Here is an 18,715-nt window from a genome sequence, read left to right on the forward strand (position 1 = left end):
ATTTGAAATGGCATCGACTGCTACCTGTTGTGACAGCAACCCTGAGGCTGATGTCCATAATGCTGTGATCATACTACCCTCCTTTAATCAAGTCCTCATATACATTTTGGACAAAGGACGGGTAAGGTTAGTTGACTTACGTAGATGTTGGGGATGTTCCGCCTCGATCATTCGGCGGGTGTGAGACCTCCGTTTCCGGTCCAGCCTCTTGCCTTAACTATCCTACCCTTCCAACATCGTTTACTGCCTTACCCAATATATCGTCCTGACTCTTCAGCACACGCTGATTCGCTTCGAAGGACCGCGCGATCGCCATCATATCGACCATCTCGCTTGTCGCATCGACATTTGATCCTTCAAGGTACCCCTGCCTTACAATCACGCTAGCCTTCGTTCCATTTGAGCTAGCCGCAAAGGTGTTGCTTCCGGCCTTCTCCAGGTTTCCCGGGGAAAATTGCCTGATTTTCAAGGTATCCGCATATGCCCCATCAACGTATACCTTGCCTGCCTCGTCAACGAATACCTCGTTGCCGGTGATTCTGATCGTCCCCTTTTCTCCCAGTACCAGATGGCCGTCTTGGTCGGTAATCCTGCCATAGCCATCTTTAGTGAAATTGCCGTTTCTTGTGTACATCTCGCCGGCCGGTGTTTGGATTGCGAACAACCCGTCTCCCGCAAGCGCAAGATCCAGCTTTGCGCCGGTTTGCCTTAGCACACCATTGGTGTTAATAAAACCGGTCCTGCCAATACCGACACCCATGCTTAACGAACCAATAGGGGATTGTGTGTATTTTGCGCCGACACTCCGTTCCTGGGCATAAATAAGCGCCTCTGGAAACGATGTGATTGAGGCATAATCCCTTTTAAATCCTGTAGTGTTGGCGTTTGCAATGTTGTTAGCAATAACGTCCTGCTTGGTCATGAGAGCTAACATTCCGGTCGCTGAGGCATACAATCCTCGTATCATCTCACACCCCCTTTACCATAAAAGTGCTACTTCCTGCTCTTGCTCTATCTATCCAACTGCCTTCTTTGGATGGATAACCCTCAGTTCGTCTGATATTACCTGCTCTCTTAGAGCAACGCTTACTTCTATATCGCCGGCTTCACTCATTAAAACGATGTATAAGCGCTGGATATCAATGGTCGATATTAAAACCTTTGTACCAACGATAAGCGTCGGTGGTGTAACGGCAAGATTTGCATAGTCTTTGCCAAACTTGACCGTCGCAAGTCCCGTAATCATGTTGCCGAGTTCACTAATGGCGCTTTGCGCAAGCCCGTCAAGTAACGGAACCGGCTGGCCCATCATCTCTGCTGCGATCTTTTTAGCGACCTTGGCAGACATTCCGTAGATCACCTGGCCATGTATCTCGCCGGTGACACCTATAAGAACGCTTACTTCCTGAGACGTTAACGAAGACTGCTGGACCGACAGAGGCCCTTTCCCAAGTTTTAAATTAGTTTCCGTTTCAAAGACCTCGAATGCGGCTTCGAGAAACGGGTTTACAAATTCAACTTTTAGCATTCTCAATTCCCTTCTCTTTTTTATGTCTCGACCAAACGTAAGTACGGCTTAAGCTAAAATTTTCTCGATTTCCTCTGTAATGTTATATGCTGCAAAAATTAGATTATCGATCTCCGGCTCATCGAGTTTCAGTCTATCAAGTGCTTCTTTTTTAAGCGGATAAAGCATACCGTCGCTTCCAACCCCTAAGCCAAGGCTCAAGCAGATGAAATCCGCTACGTGGACGATTGCCGTCAGATCCATATCTTTCCTAGCGCGATCCGGCCTGTGATGGCAGCGAATCGCCTCAACGATCTTATCGTTGAAGTTCCATTTCTCGGCTACTTTTGAGCCTATGTCTTGGTGGTCGAATCCCAACACCTGTTTTTCGGCCTCTGCGAATGAGAGCCCCTGCGAGCCCGAGAGTTCGATGATCTTGTCGATCTCTTCGCGTACAAACTGGTTGAGGATAACCTTGCCGATATCATGGAGAAGCCCGGCAACAAATGCCTCTTCTACGGAAACGTACTTCACCTGGGTTGCGATTAAACGGGATGCAAGCGCGCAACCGACAGAATGCTTCCAAAGGTCTCCCTTTTCAAGCCCATATCCATGAACCTCGCGGTCGTAGAATTTTTGGAGGGTAAGCGCTAAAACAACGCTTTTCAGTGTTTCATAGCCAAGAATTACGATGGCTTCGCTGACCGTAGTGACCTTGCGGGAGAAACCGTAGTATGCCGAATTCGCCATGCGCAACACGCGAGCGGTAAATGCCGGATCATATGAAATGACGCGACTTATGTCGATCGCCGAGGATCTTGGGTTATTGGTTAGCTTCAATGCCCGATTGGCTATAGCCGAAAATGGAGGCAGATCTTTTACCTCTTTTAATATCCTCTGTGCGACATCCTGTCCCATGGCTTCCTCCAAAATCAGCTTTTAAAGCCCTAAACCTGAAAAATCACTGGATAATAAACCTATGAGGCTCTTTTCCTGCGTCGCGAGCCCTAAGCTCACCGATATGCAATCCGCTAGGTGCACGATTGTTACTAGATCGGGGTCTTGTACCGCCAATTCAGGTTCATGATGACATCTGATGGCTTCGCTTACTTTTTCATCGAAACCCCAATGAGCTGCGACCTGTGCCCCTATCTCTGCATGATCTACCCCAAAGATTGTTCGCTCTGCTTCTACAGGGGTTACATACCCCTGGGATGTTATATCGACAAATTTCTCTCGTTCTTCAGATAAAAATTCATCCAGTATGACCTTACCGATATCATGCATAAGGCCAGCAACAAACGCCATCTCAAGATCATCATAGGCGACTTTAGTCGCAATCATCCATGCGGATAAGGCGCAATTCATCGAGTGCTCCCAAAATTCCCCTTTACCTAATCCATATGCATGAAGTTCCCTATCGACAAACTCACGAAGAGAGAAGGCCAGCAACACACCGCGAAGAACATCTTCTCCAAGAAAAGCCTCTGTTTCAAACGACCCGGCTCGATTCCCTGCAAATCCGTATGTAGTAAAATTTGTCATCTGCAGTATTTGTTTTGCGAATTTAGGGTCATGGAGGCCATGGTCTTCGCTGGGTTCCCCGCTGAGGCTCCTTTCCTTTTCGGCTATTAGAGCCTTATCGGCAATCTGTGAAAATCGCGGTAGCTTCTCGATTTTGTCGTTGATTTTGTTAGCTAGCTTTTCTGACATGTGATCCTCCAACATCCGGGGTCTTAGCGTAGAAGAATGGCCTGAAAACTTGAAAACCGAGGTCTCTCGCATTAAGAATACTCTCGGCTCCGCCTACAAAAAAAATGCCGTGCTCTTTGAGCGACGCCCAAAAATTCCGGTAGATAGTATCTTTCGCTTCGTTCGTAAAATAGATAACTACATTTCGACACAGTATTAGGTCAAATCCATCCTCATACCTGTCTTTTAATAAATCTTGCTTTTTAAAAGTAACCCGTTTCTTGATCTCATCGCTTAACTCAACTTCATTTCCGGACTTCTTGAAAAAGCGCTGCGCCAGGTGTCGAGGAACGTTACGGATATCCTTTTCCAAATAGCGGCCCTCTCTTGCTGCTTGCAGGATACGGTCATCAAGGTCGCTACCAATAATCGTATGTCGCACACCCGGTGTTACTTCCTCGAGCATCAGTGCGAGCGTATATGGCTCGGAGCCGTTTGAACAGCCGGCACTCCAGATTTTGAGTTGCTTGCTATGCTTTAAGAGCTCGGGAAAGACCGCTGCTTGGAGTTCCTTGAACTTCAGAGGATCTCTATAGAACTCGGATACGTTGATGGTTACCCAATCAATAAACTGGTTCAACCGTTCCTTATCGCTGGCCAAAATATCTGCGTATGCTTTATAGTCTTTAGCTCCGACTTGCTCCATGATAAAGGTAAGCCTTCGTTGAATCTGCCACGGCTTGTAATTTTCAAGATTGATGTTTGCAAAAGTTTTTACCTTCTGTACAAAATAACGATATTCCGGGCTGTCTATATAATTAGCCATGGCTACCTTCTCCCCTCGATCATTCTCATTATTTCATGGGGCACTTGATCCAGCGGAACGATACTATCGGCATCTCCGTTATCTATAACGCTTTTCGACATCCCGTAGACGACGCAGGTTGATTCATGCTCTGCAATCGTGTGCCCTCCTTTGCTCTTTATCAGCGCCATACCGTTGGCGCCGTCCCTGCCCATTCCGGTAAGGATGACTCCTATTGCATTTGCGCCATAAACGGTCGCACCGGAACTCATCATTACGTCTACCGAGGGTCTGACCGAGTTTACTGCGGGGCCGTGGCTGAGTTTAATGATGCCCCCTTTTTCGATAAGCATGTGGTAGCCACCCGGCGCCATGAGGGCCACCCCGGGCTGCAGGCGGTCATCATTCTGGGCTTCTTCCACCCTAATATTTGATTCTGATTCAATTCTCTTGGCGATGGATCGTATAAACGGTCCTGGCGGCATATGCTGGACGACCACGATAGGGGTTGGAAAGTTCTTAGGAAGCCTGGGTAGTACTTCTATTAATGCCCGAGGTCCACCAGTTGAGGAACCTATCATAACGATTTTATTCTTTACGGCATCGGATATAGTGACGGATGCCGGATCTATGCTCCGGGGGCGGACTAGGCCGACCCTTCGTTTGAGCTGAGCTCTGGCCGCGCCCTTAACCTTGGCAATAAGCTCATCCTTGACCTCAGTGAGTTTTATATTGGTTAGATCGGTGGGTTTATGTATAAAATCGACGGCGCCTTCCAGAAGTGCCTGGGCGGTCACTTCAGATCCTTCATCGGTTAAGGTGCTCACCATAATAACAGGGGTGGGGTGTTCCTTCATGATATGACCGAGGGCTGTAAGGCCATCCATTTTGGCCATTTCTATATCAAGCGTAACGACATCGGGATTAAGCTTAGTTACTTTTTCAATAGCTTCAAAACCATTTTGTGCAGTATCAATAATCGCTATCTCGGGGTCTGACGACAACATATCAATTAAACGCTTACGGGTAAAAAATGAGTCATCAACCACTAGGACCCTAATTTGAGACAATTGCGTCACGCTCCAGACTTAAGGTTAACCGATTTGCTTTTTGACAGCCTCGAGGACCCTATCGGGCTGGAACGGCTTTAACACATAGTCTTTAGCGCCAGACTTAATAGCCTGGATGACCATATTCTGTTGCCCCATTGCGCTACAGACTATTACTTTGGCACCGTCATCGACCTTTTTAATTTCAGTGATGGCGGCTATACCATCCATGACCGGCATGGTAATGTCCATGATTACCAGATCCGGCTTGAGTTGCTGGTACTTAATAACGGCCTCTTCGCCATTACCGGCTTCACCTGCGACACTATAGCCATTATCAGAGAGGAGTTTAACGATCTTCATCCTCATAAATGCGGCATCGTCGACGACTAAGACATTCTTCCCCATTCTTATGCCTCCTATATTACAAACGTATTATGACCGATTGCTTTTACAAAAAGTTCTCCGGTTGTCACTGATAATTCGACGGTCCTACCATAATCTTTACCTGTATCGGCAGCAACCAGATTCAACTTAAGTTCTTTGAGAACGGCTCTAACCGCCTCAACATTGCGCTCCCCTATCTCCAGAAGACTGTTGCCGCCGGGCATATTAAACATCCTGGCTCCACCGGCTATTTTGACTATCATATTAGCTGGATTAGCCCCTTCTTTGACCATCGCACCGAGGAGCCTTGGAACCCCCGAGTCTGCGTATCTTGCGGCCAGGGCACTACCCTTGCCGTTATCTTGCGGCAGCATTATGTGGGCCATCCCTGCAACCTTTGTAACCTTATCATAGAGACAAACCGCCACACATGACCCAAGGCCTCTCGTGATAATCGTGGCTTGCGCATCCCTTGAGACCTTTAGCTCGCCGATACCTACATTAAACGTTTCAGGCACGGCTACCTCGCTTCTATCGCTCGTAGTAATGAACCTAGAGAGTCTTCATCTGTAAAGAGCATCAGGTATCCTTCAATCTTGCTTGTTTCGTCTGCTATCTCGGTTTCGATATAAAGGATCTCTTCCGGCGCCCTTTCCAACGTCATCACGGCAGAGCTTATAATTGCGCCGACCATATCCTCGGCGACCATGGGAGAAGACGGGCGTAAATCCAGCCCCGTGTAATCCGATAGGGTGCTGAGAAAGTATGCGGAAACAAGGTTGCCTACCTCTCCAAGCACCGATATCCCCATCTCATCCAGCTCTTGTATGCCGCCCCTATCCTCATGCATCACTATATCTATAAGCTTAAATGCGCTATCACCGGGGAACACCAAGAGTATGTTTCCATTTATCTCGCCCCCGAACATCAAGAAAACACTTACCGCGGTAACTTCCGCCCCTCCGGTTATCCCGACTACAGACTCGAGTGCGACAATATCGAGTCGGGGCGATTGCAGGAAGATTGCTTTGTCAGTCATCTCCGACAGGGCAACCGCCGAGCTATCGGTGCTCAGCTTGATTATTCTTTCAAGCATTTCCTTCTGCTTCGGCGTCAGGCCGCCGGCTAATTGGGACACGTCAACCTCTCCTCATCTATCATTTATTTACGTTAAATATTCAACCAAGCAAGCGGCGCTTAAGCCGTCTTCTTGCGACCTCGTTGCTTTCCAAAATCGATTGTCTGGTTTGATAGGGACCTCTGGGTATCAACTTTAGAAATAAGGCTGATGGGATCGACTACCAGTGCGACTTTGCCATCGCCGAGGATTGTAGCGCCGGAGATACCGTCGATATCACCCAGATAATCACCCAGGGCCTTTATCATGATTTCCATCTTGCTTACCAGGTTATCAACAATCAGGCCTACCTTATTGTCACCGTAACCGACTACTACTACATGAAGGCCTTGGTCATCTCTGCGGTCAGCGTTTCCTATATGGCTAAACAACTCGCCCAACCTGAGCAGCGGAAGGACGTTGCCGCGCAGGAGGATGGTCTCGAGTTTGTCGACTTTCTTGATATCGCCGCGTTCAAGGCGGAGGACTTCTTTGACCATGCTGAGCGGGATTGCGTAAAGTTTTTCGCCCAGCACGACGATCAGAGCATCAACGATAACCAAGGTTAAAGGAAGTTTTATAATAAACTTGGTTCCATTGCCTGGTTCGGATTCAATTTCAACTGTTCCGTTTATCTTCTTAACATTGTTCCTGACGACATCCATACCAACGCCGCGTCCCGATATCTCGGAAACTTTCTCGGCGGTGCTAAAGCCAGAAAGAAACATAAGCTCATACGCATCGCGGTCGCCCATTTTCTCGGCCGCCTCAGGCGTGAGAAAACCTTTCTTTATGGCTTTATCCTTGAGTTTTTGGGGATCTATGCCTCGACCGTCATCGGATACCTCAACGACAATGTGGTTCTCCTCATGCCTGGCGCCAAGATATACGTTGCCCTCGGCAGGCTTCTTAGCCTTCTTACGAACATCTGGAGTCTCAACGCCATGGTCTATAGCGTTTCTTAATATGTGGATAAGCGGGTCACCGATTTCTTCTAGGACAGAGCGATCGATTTCGGTCTCCTGGCCCTCAACGACAAAGTTAATTGTCTTCCCGGCGGTTCTCGCTAAATCCCTCACCAATCTCGGGAATTTATTAAAGACCTGCTCGATGGGGAGCATCCTGGCCCGCATTACTTCCTCTTGAAGCTCGTTTGTGATTTGACCGATCTGCGCGGTGACCTCGTTGAGGGTTCCGCTTAAATCTCCAAGGCGGTAGTTATCTGCAAGATCGGAGCCGATTTGAAGCAACTGGGTTTTACCGATGACGAGTTCTCCCACTAAGTTCATCAAGTGATCGAGCCGTTCGACATCAACCCTTACCGTTTTAACGGCTGCGGCTTGCATCTGCTTGATCTCCTGCTGGGTCTTACCACGTGCCTCCGGCCCTAAGTCCTCCATTCTTTGATCCGCAGAGGATTCCTTCGTGGAAGCAACCGGCCCTGGTGCGCTTTCCTCAACTTCGGCTTCTGCATCGGATTGATATGGCTCAATCGAATAACTGGATAGTTCCGATATGGATTTTATGATGCTCTCAATGCTGCTCTGATCTTCGTTAGCCGTAAGAATTATCTCCAAGTCATGTCCGCAGTCGCCGCTTTCAATGACCTCGGTGCTTGGATGGGTTTTTATTATCTGCCCTACCGGTTGTAATTCCTCTACTACCTGGAAGACCCTCACTGAGGGCATCGGGCAGTCCTTTGCTATCTTGACCCTTATGCAAAAAGCCTGAAAGCCCGCGATCTCGGCCCTGTTAATAATATCTATTTCATGATCTTCAAGAGATAATGAAGTGGGGCTTTCCTCTTCTTTTGGAGCGGCTGCGGCGCCTTCGGCAAACGCCAAGATAGTGGCGCTCAGCCCTTTAACATCAATATCACTTGATTGTAACGTGTAGCATTCTTCTTTAAGTGTTTTAAGGACATCAAGGCAATCAAGCAATAAATCGATAAGCTCGGTGGTAACCACAAGCTCGTCTTTTCTTAGCTTATCGAAGAGCGTCTCCATAGCATGGGTAAGCTCTGCCATACGCTCGTGGCCAAGCATGCCTGAAGAACCTTTAAGGGTATGCGCGGCACGGAATATTTCCTGCATAAGCTCGGGATTTTGTCCCTCTTTTTCTAAGCGGAGAACGTTTTCATCGAGCTGTTGGATTAACTCCTCAGCTTCTTGCACAAATACCTTTAAATCATCTGGTGAAGCATCAAATACTAGGTCCATTCCTAACTCCCATACTTATTGAAAGCTACTAACCTGTCTAAATTAAAAGCAGCAAAATATTGTAAAAGCTTTAAAGCTACGGCAAACGCGCATAACAATTCAAATCGTTTTTGCACAGCGAGAATAAGCTTCTCGCTGAGGTTGGGCGGTAGTGCTTCACGCCCGCCCTACGCCACTTGCGAAAGATCGGTTACATTGTCAACCGGAGTTGCACCCATTTCGACAAGAAGTTTATCAAGGTCAAGCAAGATGATCAGCCGTTCCTCTAGCTTACCGATCCCTTTGAGGTACTGCGAGCCCACGCTCTCGACAATCGTTGAAGGTGTCTCGATTGCGTCTGTCGCGAGACGAAGCACCTCTGAGACCGCATCAACGATCATGCCGACTGTGTTCCCAAGGACGTTTACAACGACGATGCGGGTAGCCTTTGTCTCGTCGCCCGCGCCGAGGCTGAATCGTTCCCGCAGATCAACGACCGGAATGACTTTACCTCTAAGGTTGATGACACCCTTTACGTACATCGGAGCCCTGGGTACTTCTGTGATCGGCTGAAGCCTGATAATCTCCTGGACTAATGAAATATCGATACCGAACGATTCTTCGCCTACTTCAAAGACCACTAGCTGGTCTTGCTCAAATGTTTGCTCCTCGCTCACGTTTAAACCTCCTACTTACCCTATTTGGAATTTCTCGACAAGCTCATTCAGCCTGTTGGCCATGCCTGAGAGTTCTATTACCGATGCAGCGATCTCTTCAACAGATGCGGTCTGCTGTTGCGACGATGCAGATATTTCCATAGCCGATTGTGCGGAGGTTTTTGAGGACTCCGACATCGACTCGACAACTTTTACAACCTGGTCGGCAGAAGCCGCCACTTCCTCGGTAATCGCGGTGTTTTCCTGAGTTATCGCGGCAATTTGATCCATGGCTGAAGCTACTTTACCGGAGGAAGCCGATATTTGTTCTGCCGCCTGGGAAACTTCTGCAATCTCTGACACAACCTGATTTACAGATTCCATTATATCGCCGATCGCAGCACCCGCATGTTGGGCTAACTCGCTTCCTGCCTCAACTTCACTCATGCCTTTTTCCATTGCCTCGACCGCCTGCATCGTCTCATTCTGGATTCCTTTGATAAGCTCTGCGATCTCACCTGTTGCCCGGGCACTTCTCTCGGCGAGTTTTCTTACCTCATCTGCTACCACGGCAAAGCCTTTACCATGCTCTCCTGCCCGGGCCGCCTCAATGGCTGCGTTTAAAGCAAGTAAGTTGGTCTGCTCTGCGATGTCGTCGATGACTTCGATGATCTCACCGATTTGTTTGGATTTTTGGCCGAGTTCCTGGATTTTGTTTGCGGACTCGGTAACCGTCTCGCTTATCCTGCTCATGCCCAGGATGGTTTCCTCGACGGCCTCCTGACCTCTCGATGCTACAGCAGAGCTTTCGGATACGACATTGAGTACCGTTTTTGCATTATCCGCAACTTTATCGATCGCGCTTGCTAACTGATTCATACCGCCGGTCGTTTCAGCCATACTTCTTGATTGCTCAACGGCTCCCTTTGAGACCTGGTCTATCGCATTTGCAATTTGATCTATTAACGCATGCGTCTCGTCGGTTGATCTACTTTGCAGGCCGGCTTCATGGGCAACCTCTGTGATAGACCCTGATATCTGGCTCGTTGTCGCGCTTATTGTATCAGAGCCATCTGCAAGCCCCCGGGCTGAGGTCGCAAGTTCCCTGGCAGTTTCGGATATCTTCATGAACATCTCTTTTTGTTTTCGAACAAGCAAGCCGTTAAATGTTGAATAATTGAGTGCGACGACTAGAAAGACAAAGATACCGCCAAACAAAAACACGAAGCTGGCCAAAAGGTTCGGATCAAGAATATGTATGTTTTTTAGCAGTATGGTTCCGTAGGCAACATAGCTTGCAAGGAAAGCCACCATAAACATAAAAAGGCCCATCCACTTCTTGCCGTACTCCGTCTTCTTAACTATCGCGATAAGCCTCCGGCAGTTTATGACTGCTGCAAGCATAGCTAATGCGCCTAGCGCTGTTATAATTATCGGTAACATTGTTTCCTCCTTCAAATCACTGTATTGTATCGTCTTAATCCTTCATCCCTTTAGTCGTTGGCGGGGGCAAACGATTTTATAAGCTCATCGAGTTCTTTCGACATTGCGGCTACCTGTTGGGCCGATGCTGATACTTGCTCAACCGAGATGCCGACCTCTTTCCCAACGGCCAGTATCCCCTGTAACGATGATAAGGATCCCTCGTGGCTCCTTATCATATCGCTGACAGATTTCAGTACCTGTTCGCTTGAAGCGGTAACCTCCTGCGTAAAAGCTATATTCTCATCCGCTATGTGAGCGATGCTGTTAATCGACTCCAGTGCTTTGTCTTGCGATACGGTCATCTGAGAAGAAGCCGAGCGGACGGATGCTATCTCCATCATCACTTCTTCGGTTGAATCCATCATCTCAGTGATGGCCTTCCCTACACGCTGTGTAAGTTGGTTTGCGGCCTCGACTTCACTCGTGCCTTTTTCCATTGCATCGACCGCCTGCATGGTCTCATCCTGGATGCCTTTGATAAGCTCCGCGATCTCGCCGGTTGCACGGGTGGATCTCTCGGCGAGTTTTCTCACTTCATCTGCTACCACTGCAAAGCCTTTACCGTGCTCTCCTGCTCTGGCCGCCTCGATTGCGGCGTTTAGAGCAAGTAAGTTGGTCTGCTCTGCGATGTCGTCGATGACTTCGATGATCTCGCCGATTTGTTTGGACTTCTGACCTAAAGCCTGAATTTTATCGGCGGATGATAGAACGGTGCTCCTCATCGCTTCCATTCCGGATATCGCCTCATCTATCGACTCTTTTCCTATCTCAGCAGTACCCAGGTTTTCGGATGCAACTTTTGCAACGATATTTGCTTTATCGACTACATTGCCTACGGCGGTTGAAAGCTGCTCGATAATACCGTAGGCTGAAGCAACATCTTGTGCTTGCCTTTGGGCACCGTTTTCAACTTGATTTGCCGCCGCCGATATCTGGCTTACGAGTTCGTTGACTTCGGTCTCTACGCCGGCCTGTTCCTCCGCCCCTCTGGAAAAATGAATGATCGATTCGGTTATAGCAGTTCCCGCGGTTTCAGCCTGTTTTGAGCTTTGAATAATCTCTTTGAAGGAGAACGATAAATTCTTTGAAGCATCGGATATTTTTGTAAGCGCTTGCGTGTAAGGGGTGATAACCTTGCGCTTTAACGCAATATATACTGCAATCATGGCTATGATTGATAGTGCCAATAACAAGAAGTTTACGGAACTCGCTCTTTTCCTTGCAGCAGCTGCTTGGTCTGACAGGTTGGCCTGGTTGGTATTTATAAGATTATAAAGGTTGCCGGCATTGGTCGAGGCCTTGTTTACAGACACATCATAGGCTTTGAGTTTTCCTATAATATCTTCATTGCCCGATATTGGAGTAGTCTTGTTAGTAAGTGACCTCGCGCCCCTTCTGCTTTTGGACCTGGCGCTCTTTGTCGTAACTGCTTTGCCCTGGTTTTGATTAGTGGTTTTGAAAACATCCTGGGCTTGTGCGTCAGCTTCGGCCACATTCGCTTTGACTGTCGTGAGGAGCTGCCTGGCCTTAGGTGAGGTGATTATCCCGCCAACGGTATCGAGCTGCTGTTCGATGACGGAATGGGATGCTTTATATGCTTGTGCGCCTTGTGCGTTTGTGGTTATCGCTGTATCGTGTACAGGGGTTTTGCTTCGCTCAATCGCGAGTTGCAGGTTGCTGACCGCTTCGATCTTTTTTACCGTATCTTGAGATGATCCGGTGCCATTTGGCTCGAACGACCTACTGGGACTATTCAGCACAATGATAATTGACGGTAAAAGTATCAGTATGAGTCCCGCCAGGATCTTCATACCGATGGTAGTGCGGTTTAACATCTTAACCCCCTGTATTCTATACCTCTTTGACGAACTATTTGATGATTTGTAACTGCAATAACGCTACCGACCATCCCTTGTTGGGCTTTATGCAACGGCTTTAAGCTGGCCGGCTTCAGGAATGAGTCGTTCTAAATCCAGTAGAAGAATGAGTCGTTCATCGAGCCTTCCGATTCCTCTTAAGTACTTCTCATATGATTCGATGATCGATGACGGCGACTCGATCTGATCTGTCCCTATCCGCAGAACTTCGCTTACCGCATCGACGATCATTCCTACGGTTGAGCCAAGAACATCGACAACAACAATGCGGCTTGACTTTGTTTCTTCGGTCTGGGCAAGACCAAACTTATCCCGTAAATCGATTATCGGGATAACTTTCCCTCGCAGATTTATAACTCCCTTGACATGCATGGGCGCCCTCGGTACGTCGGTTATTTGCTGAAATCTAATGATCTCCTGAACCGAGCTGATATCGATGCCGAAAGCTTCGTTTCCTACTTCAAAAACAACTAACTGGTCTTGTCCTAAGGATATGTCTATTGCCATATCGCACCTCCACTGATTATCCGCTCTGAGTAATTAAGCTAAACGGCGATCGTCCATTTGCTAGTTAAACTGCGCCTGATATACTTATGAAGAGCACTTGGCCGTTTTCCCTAGTAAACGCCGTTGGAGCCATCACTGGGATATTTAATCGACCAATTTATGCTATGGGTTTAGTAGAAAATCTTAAGATTTGAAGGCGAGGGGTTTTGGGGCTCCCATATGGTTGTAAAGCAACCGTATGGCACTTGCATTAGCAAGGCAACTCTGGGATATTTATTAAGATAATAACGGCTGTTCTTCTGTTGCCGGCACGCCTGGTGTATACCGGGTAACCTAACTTCCGGCAAGCCCATAAAGAGATAATCATACCGGTGAGTCACAGCACATAACGTTGTTCGGATTGGAAAGTAGCTATGAACGCAGATAAAGACCGGAAAGGCACTGTTGTATATGTTGTTAAATATGTATTTATATGTGTATTACTGCTCACATTCCTCTCTCTAGCGTGCTCTGTTGGATTTGCGGTTGCAGAGCCAACAAACCAACCTCTGCAAGCAAGCGAAGCCAAGGTGCTGGAAAGCCAGCGTGCGATAAGTGATACAACCGATAGTGCCTTGGTTTCAAAAAGCGAACAAGCCAAGTCGGATAAGAAGATAGGTATTCCCTCGCAAGACCGGACTAAAAAGGAAGCCCCGGCTGATAGTGGTTACAAGCCCCGGGCAGATTCAAAATCCGATGGCCAGCTACATCTGGACTCGTACCAGGACCCCGCAAAGAAGAAAGAGGAATCGAGCCCGATCATCCAGGTTTTGCAAACGATCTTTGATTTCATCAAATACGTCTTTTACTTTGCCGTTGTCCTAGCCGTAGGGTTTCTCGCTATCTATGGGGTTAAGATGTTTACGACGAAATATAATACCCTTACGGGCGGTGGTAACGAACTGCTGAATGTCCTTGAGATACGGTACCTTGCACCGGGTAAAGCAGTATGCCTTGTTGAGATAGCCGACAAGGTGCTGGTTCTGGGGTTGGCAGGAAACAATATCAACCAACTCAGCGAATTTGTAGAGATCGAGCAAGTGCAGGCGCTTAAGCAGGCAGCGGCAAAGAAGCCGGAGGCGCTTCAGCCGTTCCAAGCCGCCCTCGAAAAACTCACCAAGAGATTCACCAATGCGACTACGAAAAAATCCGGGAAGCCCGTGCGGAAACGCCGCGAAGCCGCACCGCAAGAGGAAGTTCATTGGAGCGAGGAACTCCATTCGACCGGAGACAACATAAGAAAACTTCTGGAGGACATTAAGGAACAGGATACCAAAAAAAGGGGTTCACGGCAGAGCCCAAAGCGTGACAGAGGTGAAGAGCGCAAATGATCGGTGCTTCGCCAAGGACCAAGATGACGGTAAAGATCGGCCTTCTAGTCCTTGCAATCTTGTTTAGCGTTATGACGGGCTATGTATCAGCGGAAACGGCATCCAACGGTATTTCCGCGAATGGCATTCCTTTGCCTAAGCTCTCGTTTGGGGTCGACTCGGCAAAGGGGCCGCAAGATATTGCGGTAAGCCTGCAAGTTTTACTCTTGCTTACGGTGTTATCGCTGGCACCGGCCTTGCTGATTATGGTGACTTCTTTTACCAGAATCGTGATCGTGCTCGCGTTCATAAGAAACGCCTTGGGTACGCAGCAGATACCGCCGACCCAGGTACTCATCGGTCTGGCGCTATTCCTTACTTTTTTCGTTATGGCGCCCGTCTTTGGGCAAATCAACGACAACGCGATTAAGCCCTATACGGCAAAACAAATAAGCTATGATAAAGCCTACGACAGGGCGGCCGAGCCCATTCGGCAGTTTATGTTTAAACAGACACGCGAGAAAGACCTGTCGTTGTTTGTATACCTCGCAAAAATGAAGCAACCGAGAACGCAAGCGGATATACCCACCTATGTGCTTATCCCTTCATTTATTATTAGTGAACTCAGGGCGGCTTTTATTATCGGCTTTTTGATATTCATACCGTTTTTAATCATCGATATGGTGGTTGCAAGTGTGCTTATGTCCATGGGTATGATGATGGTGCCGCCCGTTATGATCTCCCTGCCTCTCAAGATATTACTATTCGTTTTAGTCGATGGCTGGCACCTTATAACGAGAGCCCTGGTAATGGGATTTAATTAAAGGAAGTGGAGAAACGTGACCGATTCGATGGCGATGGAAATCGGGAAAAGCGCGCTTATCGTGACCCTTGAGATCGCGCTTCCCATACTGCTTTTCAGCCTCGTGGCGGGTCTTGTTATAAGCATCCTGCAGGCGGTCACGCAAATACAAGAGTTTACGCTAACATTTATCCCTAAGGTTCTTGCGACCGTACTCGCACTTGCCATATTCGGTCCGTGGATGCTCCATGTACTTGTCGATTTTACGACTAATTTACTTGTCAACCTGCCTCACTATCTTAAGTAAGCAAGGAGGTATGCGTTGGATATATTCCAGCCCGATGTCAAACATATCTTAACATTCTTGCTGATCCTTACCAGGGTCTCGGGTGTGTTCTTCCTTGCTCCGGTTCTCGGCAGCCGTAATATCCCAACGCAGGTAAAAATCGGGCTGGCGCTGATGACATCGATTGCGCTCTTTCCCTTTATCCCAAGTCCTCAGATAGATAAATCGATTGATATGATTAACTTCACATTATTGATCGCTAAAGAGTTAAGCGTTGGTGCGGTCATCGGGTTTACCGCCAACCTTGTGTTTATGGGATTTCTGCTTGCCGGGCAAATCATCGATTTTCAAATGGGGTTTAGTATGGTGAATGTGGTCGACCCGCTCAGCAACCTCTCGGTATCCATTATGGGCCAGTTTAATAACCTGCTTGCGGTGCTGATCTTTCTGGCGATTAACGGGCATTACTACTTGCTCACGGCGCTTGCCAAGAGCTTTGAGATCGTCCCTCTTACAACGTTTGCGATAACACCGGGGGTCACGGAAAACTTCTTAGGGATGATCGTCAACATGTTTATAATCGGTCTAAAAGTCGGCGGCCCGGCGATCGGTGTTCTGTTTATGACCGACCTCGCGATGGGCCTTGTATCAAGGGCAGTGCCGCAGATAAACATCTTTATTGTGGGCATGCCGCTTAAGATAGCGATAGGATTTGCGACGGTTATCGCTATGCTCGCGTTTTTTTCCGCATATGTCGTCAAAATCTTCGGCCAAATGCCGGACCAGTTACTTGGCGCGATTAAGTAGGAGTTAGCTTTAATTAGGAGTAAGCATGGCCGGGGATAAGGACGGACGTACAGAGAAAGCGACACCTAAGCGAAGGTCTGAGGCGCGAAAAAAGGGGCAGGTTGCAAGGAGTACGGAGGTCAACTCCGCCCTCATTATCCTGGCGCTGTTTGTTGCGATACGGACGTTCGGGCAGAATATCTATACGAGCTTAAGCGATCTTATGCGGTTCTTTCTCTCAAGCCCGGCCTCATACGAACTCAACGAGAAAATCGTAGCCGACCTCTTTCTTAACCTTGCGCTTCTTTTTATGAAAATTGTCCTGCCGGTTGCCCTTGTTGCCCTGGTGGTAGGAGTTATCGCCAATATCGCTCAGATCGGCTTTATGTTCACACCAAAGCCGCTCATCCCCGATGCGAAAAAAATCAACCCCCTCTCTGGGGCATCGCGGTTGTTTTCAGGAAAGGCCCTCGTGGAGCTGGTAAAATCATCGCTTAAGATAATCGTTATCGGCTATATGGCGTACTCAGTTATTATGGGACGTTATGCCGAGATAGTGAACACGCTGGATATGGATATCTGGGATACGCTCTCGACGTTTGGTTCGATACTTTACGAAGTCGGAATGAAAATCGGGGTCGCATTACTTATCTTGGCTTTACTTGATTTTATATACCAGCGCTATAGTTTCGAGAAGAGCATCAGGATGACCAAGCAGGAGATAAAAGAAGAATACCGGCAGATGGAAGGAGACCCACAGGTTAAGGCACATATCAGGCGCAAACAGCAGGAGATGGCCGCGGCAAGGATGATGCAGGCGGTACCGACCGCCGATGTGGTTATCACGAACCCGACCCGTCTGGCAATCGCTTTGAAGTACGATACGGAGACTATGGGGGCTCCGAAAGTAGTCGCAAAAGGCCAGCGCTTGGTAGCGGAGAAGATAAGGGAACTTGCAAAGGAAAACAATGTGCCGATTGTCGAGGATAAGCTGCTTGCACAATCCCTCTTTAAAACCGTTGAGGTGGACAAGGAAATCCCCTATGACCTGTACAAGGCAATAGCCGAGATCCTTGCCTACGTATATCAGCTTAACCGGGGGGTCAGACAAGGCAACCCGAGGCCACGATAAAAGATGCATGGCGCCTCACCTGTCTGGTGCCAAGGGTTAGATATTAGACCGCAAATAATATAAAATAAACGCATAGACATACACACTAACAGCAAGACATCGTAGAACTAAAACCGGAATCGATATGGCAACAGACCAAGCAGTTACTACATCACGGCTCATACAGTTCAACAAGTATAGTGATGCTATACTTGCGCTTATCATAGCGCTTATAGTATCGCTGCTTATCATACCCATCCCGACCGCCCTGATAGACGGGCTCCTTGTTTTTAACCTGATACTCTCAATTGTCGTCTTGCTGGTTACCATGTACAACAACGAGCCGCTGCAGTTCTCGATGTTCCCGAGCCTGCTGCTGGTCACCACTCTCTTCAGGCTTGGCCTGTATATATCAACAACCAGGGCAATCCTCTCAACCGGGGCGGCCGGTAGTGTAGTCAACTCGTTCGGTTCGATTATTATCGGTGACAACTTCGTCGTCGGAATCGTTATCTTTATCATTCTGGTTATCGTACAGTTTATCGTCATCACTACGGGTACAGCCCGGATATCGGAAGTCACTGCCCGCTTTACCCTGGATGCGATGCCGGGCAAGCAAATGGCGATAGACGCCGACCTCAACAGCGGTCTTATCACTGAAGACGAGGCAAAGACGAGGCGGCGAAACGTTCAGAGAGAGGCCGACTTTTACGGGGCGATGGATGGTGCCTCTAAATTCGTCAAGGGCGACGCCACCGCGAGTATTATCATCGCGGCCGTGAACCTGATCGGCGGTTTTATCGTAGGCGCCACCCAGCAGAATATGGATCTTATGACTTCGCTTCAGACTTTTGGGCGAATCGCCATCGGCGCGGGTCTTGCCATTCAGATCCCGACCCTTCTTATCTCAACTGCGGCCGGCATTATCGTCACCAGGGTCGCCTCGGATAGCGACTTAGGCCAAGACCTCTCTAAGCAACTATTCACTCAACCGCGGGCTCTTATGATAACCGGCATTCTGATTATCTTTTTTGGAATGATTCCGGGGCTCCCTAAACTTCCCTTCTTTATCATGGGTGGATTAACCGGAGGGGCATCGTA

At 48.3% G+C, this 18,715-nt stretch carries 20 protein-coding genes; 6 read left to right on the top strand and 14 right to left on the bottom strand.

Features of this window, described 5'->3' with window-relative positions:
* Window positions 1-217: 217 nt before the first annotated feature.
* The 14 genes from COY37_RS08585 to COY37_RS08650 form a co-directional block, all read right to left on the bottom strand.
* Window positions 218-967, bottom strand: a complete 750-nt coding sequence (locus COY37_RS08585; protein ID WP_286677705.1) for a flagellar hook-basal body protein — start codon at window positions 965-967, stop codon at window positions 218-220.
* A 48-nt stretch (window positions 968-1,015) separates the two neighbouring features.
* The gene (locus COY37_RS08590; RefSeq protein WP_286677706.1) at window positions 1,016-1,528 is read right to left on the bottom strand and encodes a chemotaxis protein CheX; all 513 of its coding nucleotides are present in this window, start codon (window positions 1,526-1,528) and stop codon (window positions 1,016-1,018) included.
* A gap of 48 nt (window positions 1,529-1,576) precedes the next feature.
* Window positions 1,577-2,425, bottom strand: coding sequence for an HDOD domain-containing protein (locus COY37_RS08595; protein ID WP_286677707.1), 849 nt, complete (start codon window positions 2,423-2,425; stop codon window positions 1,577-1,579).
* A gap of 21 nt (window positions 2,426-2,446) precedes the next feature.
* Entirely contained in the window at window positions 2,447-3,220 is a 774-nt protein-coding gene (locus COY37_RS08600; protein ID WP_286677708.1) for an HDOD domain-containing protein, read from the bottom strand.
* Window positions 3,201-4,025 carry a CheR family methyltransferase gene (locus COY37_RS08605; protein ID WP_286677709.1) on the bottom strand — a complete coding sequence of 275 codons (825 nt, stop codon included), beginning with the start codon at window positions 4,023-4,025 and terminating at the stop codon, window positions 3,201-3,203. The genes COY37_RS08600 and COY37_RS08605 overlap by 20 nt, the downstream gene beginning before the upstream one ends.
* Before the next feature lie 2 nt (window positions 4,026-4,027).
* The gene (locus tag COY37_RS08610) at window positions 4,028-5,074 is read right to left on the bottom strand and encodes a protein-glutamate methylesterase/protein-glutamine glutaminase (protein ID WP_286677710.1); all 1,047 of its coding nucleotides are present in this window, start codon (window positions 5,072-5,074) and stop codon (window positions 4,028-4,030) included.
* A gap of 24 nt (window positions 5,075-5,098) precedes the next feature.
* Window positions 5,099-5,461, bottom strand: a complete 363-nt coding sequence (locus COY37_RS08615; protein WP_286677711.1) for a response regulator — start codon at window positions 5,459-5,461, stop codon at window positions 5,099-5,101.
* A gap of 11 nt (window positions 5,462-5,472) precedes the next feature.
* Window positions 5,473-5,958 carry a chemotaxis protein CheD gene (locus tag COY37_RS08620; protein ID WP_286677712.1) on the bottom strand — a complete coding sequence of 162 codons (486 nt, stop codon included), beginning with the start codon at window positions 5,956-5,958 and terminating at the stop codon, window positions 5,473-5,475.
* A gap of 2 nt (window positions 5,959-5,960) precedes the next feature.
* A complete protein-coding gene (locus COY37_RS08625) occupies window positions 5,961-6,578 on the bottom strand; it encodes a chemotaxis protein CheC (RefSeq protein WP_286677713.1) in 618 nt (205 codons plus the stop codon).
* A 59-nt stretch (window positions 6,579-6,637) separates the two neighbouring features.
* Complete coding sequence (locus COY37_RS08630) at window positions 6,638-8,776, bottom strand: chemotaxis protein CheA (protein ID WP_286677714.1); 2,139 nt, start codon at window positions 8,774-8,776, stop codon at window positions 6,638-6,640.
* Between the two features lie 167 nt (window positions 8,777-8,943).
* Entirely contained in the window at window positions 8,944-9,432 is a 489-nt protein-coding gene (locus COY37_RS08635; RefSeq protein WP_286677715.1) for a chemotaxis protein CheW, read from the bottom strand.
* 15 nt (window positions 9,433-9,447) lie between these two features.
* The gene (locus COY37_RS08640; RefSeq protein ID WP_286677716.1) at window positions 9,448-10,854 is read right to left on the bottom strand and encodes a methyl-accepting chemotaxis protein; all 1,407 of its coding nucleotides are present in this window, start codon (window positions 10,852-10,854) and stop codon (window positions 9,448-9,450) included.
* Window positions 10,855-10,904: 50 nt separating this feature from the next.
* On the bottom strand, window positions 10,905-12,731 hold the full coding sequence (locus COY37_RS08645; RefSeq protein WP_286677717.1) for a methyl-accepting chemotaxis protein: 1,827 nt from the start codon (window positions 12,729-12,731) through the stop codon (window positions 10,905-10,907).
* A gap of 87 nt (window positions 12,732-12,818) precedes the next feature.
* Window positions 12,819-13,280 carry a chemotaxis protein CheW gene (locus tag COY37_RS08650; RefSeq protein WP_286677718.1) on the bottom strand — a complete coding sequence of 154 codons (462 nt, stop codon included), beginning with the start codon at window positions 13,278-13,280 and terminating at the stop codon, window positions 12,819-12,821.
* 413 nt (window positions 13,281-13,693) lie between these two features.
* Here COY37_RS08650 and COY37_RS08655 point away from each other — a divergent pair, with 413 nt between their 5' ends.
* The 6 genes from COY37_RS08655 to COY37_RS08680 form a co-directional block, all read left to right on the top strand.
* The gene (locus tag COY37_RS08655) at window positions 13,694-14,650 is read left to right on the top strand and encodes a FliO/MopB family protein (protein WP_286677719.1); all 957 of its coding nucleotides are present in this window, start codon (window positions 13,694-13,696) and stop codon (window positions 14,648-14,650) included.
* Window positions 14,647-15,453 (top strand): flagellar type III secretion system pore protein FliP, encoded by an 807-nt coding sequence (fliP, locus tag COY37_RS08660; RefSeq protein WP_286677720.1) that lies wholly within the window; start codon window positions 14,647-14,649, stop codon window positions 15,451-15,453. Before COY37_RS08655 ends, fliP begins: the two co-directional genes overlap by 4 nt.
* Window positions 15,454-15,468: 15 nt before the next feature.
* Window positions 15,469-15,738: a flagellar biosynthesis protein FliQ gene (gene fliQ / locus COY37_RS08665; protein ID WP_286677721.1), complete on the top strand. Its 270-nt coding sequence runs from the start codon at window positions 15,469-15,471 to the stop codon at window positions 15,736-15,738.
* A gap of 15 nt (window positions 15,739-15,753) precedes the next feature.
* Window positions 15,754-16,524, top strand: coding sequence for a flagellar biosynthetic protein FliR (gene fliR, locus COY37_RS08670; RefSeq protein WP_286677722.1), 771 nt, complete (start codon window positions 15,754-15,756; stop codon window positions 16,522-16,524).
* Window positions 16,525-16,549: 25 nt separating this feature from the next.
* Window positions 16,550-17,635 carry a flagellar biosynthesis protein FlhB gene (gene flhB / locus COY37_RS08675; protein ID WP_286677723.1) on the top strand — a complete coding sequence of 362 codons (1,086 nt, stop codon included), beginning with the start codon at window positions 16,550-16,552 and terminating at the stop codon, window positions 17,633-17,635.
* A 124-nt stretch (window positions 17,636-17,759) separates the two neighbouring features.
* Window positions 17,760-18,715, top strand: a 956-nt coding sequence (locus COY37_RS08680; protein ID WP_286977231.1) for a flagellar biosynthesis protein FlhA, incomplete at its 3' end; no start/stop codon positions are given.

Origin of the sequence: Candidatus Aquicultor secundus (assembly GCF_002791875.1) — a bacterium.
In the GTDB taxonomy this organism is placed as follows: Bacteria; Actinomycetota; Aquicultoria; order Aquicultorales; family Aquicultoraceae; genus Aquicultor_A; species Aquicultor_A secundus.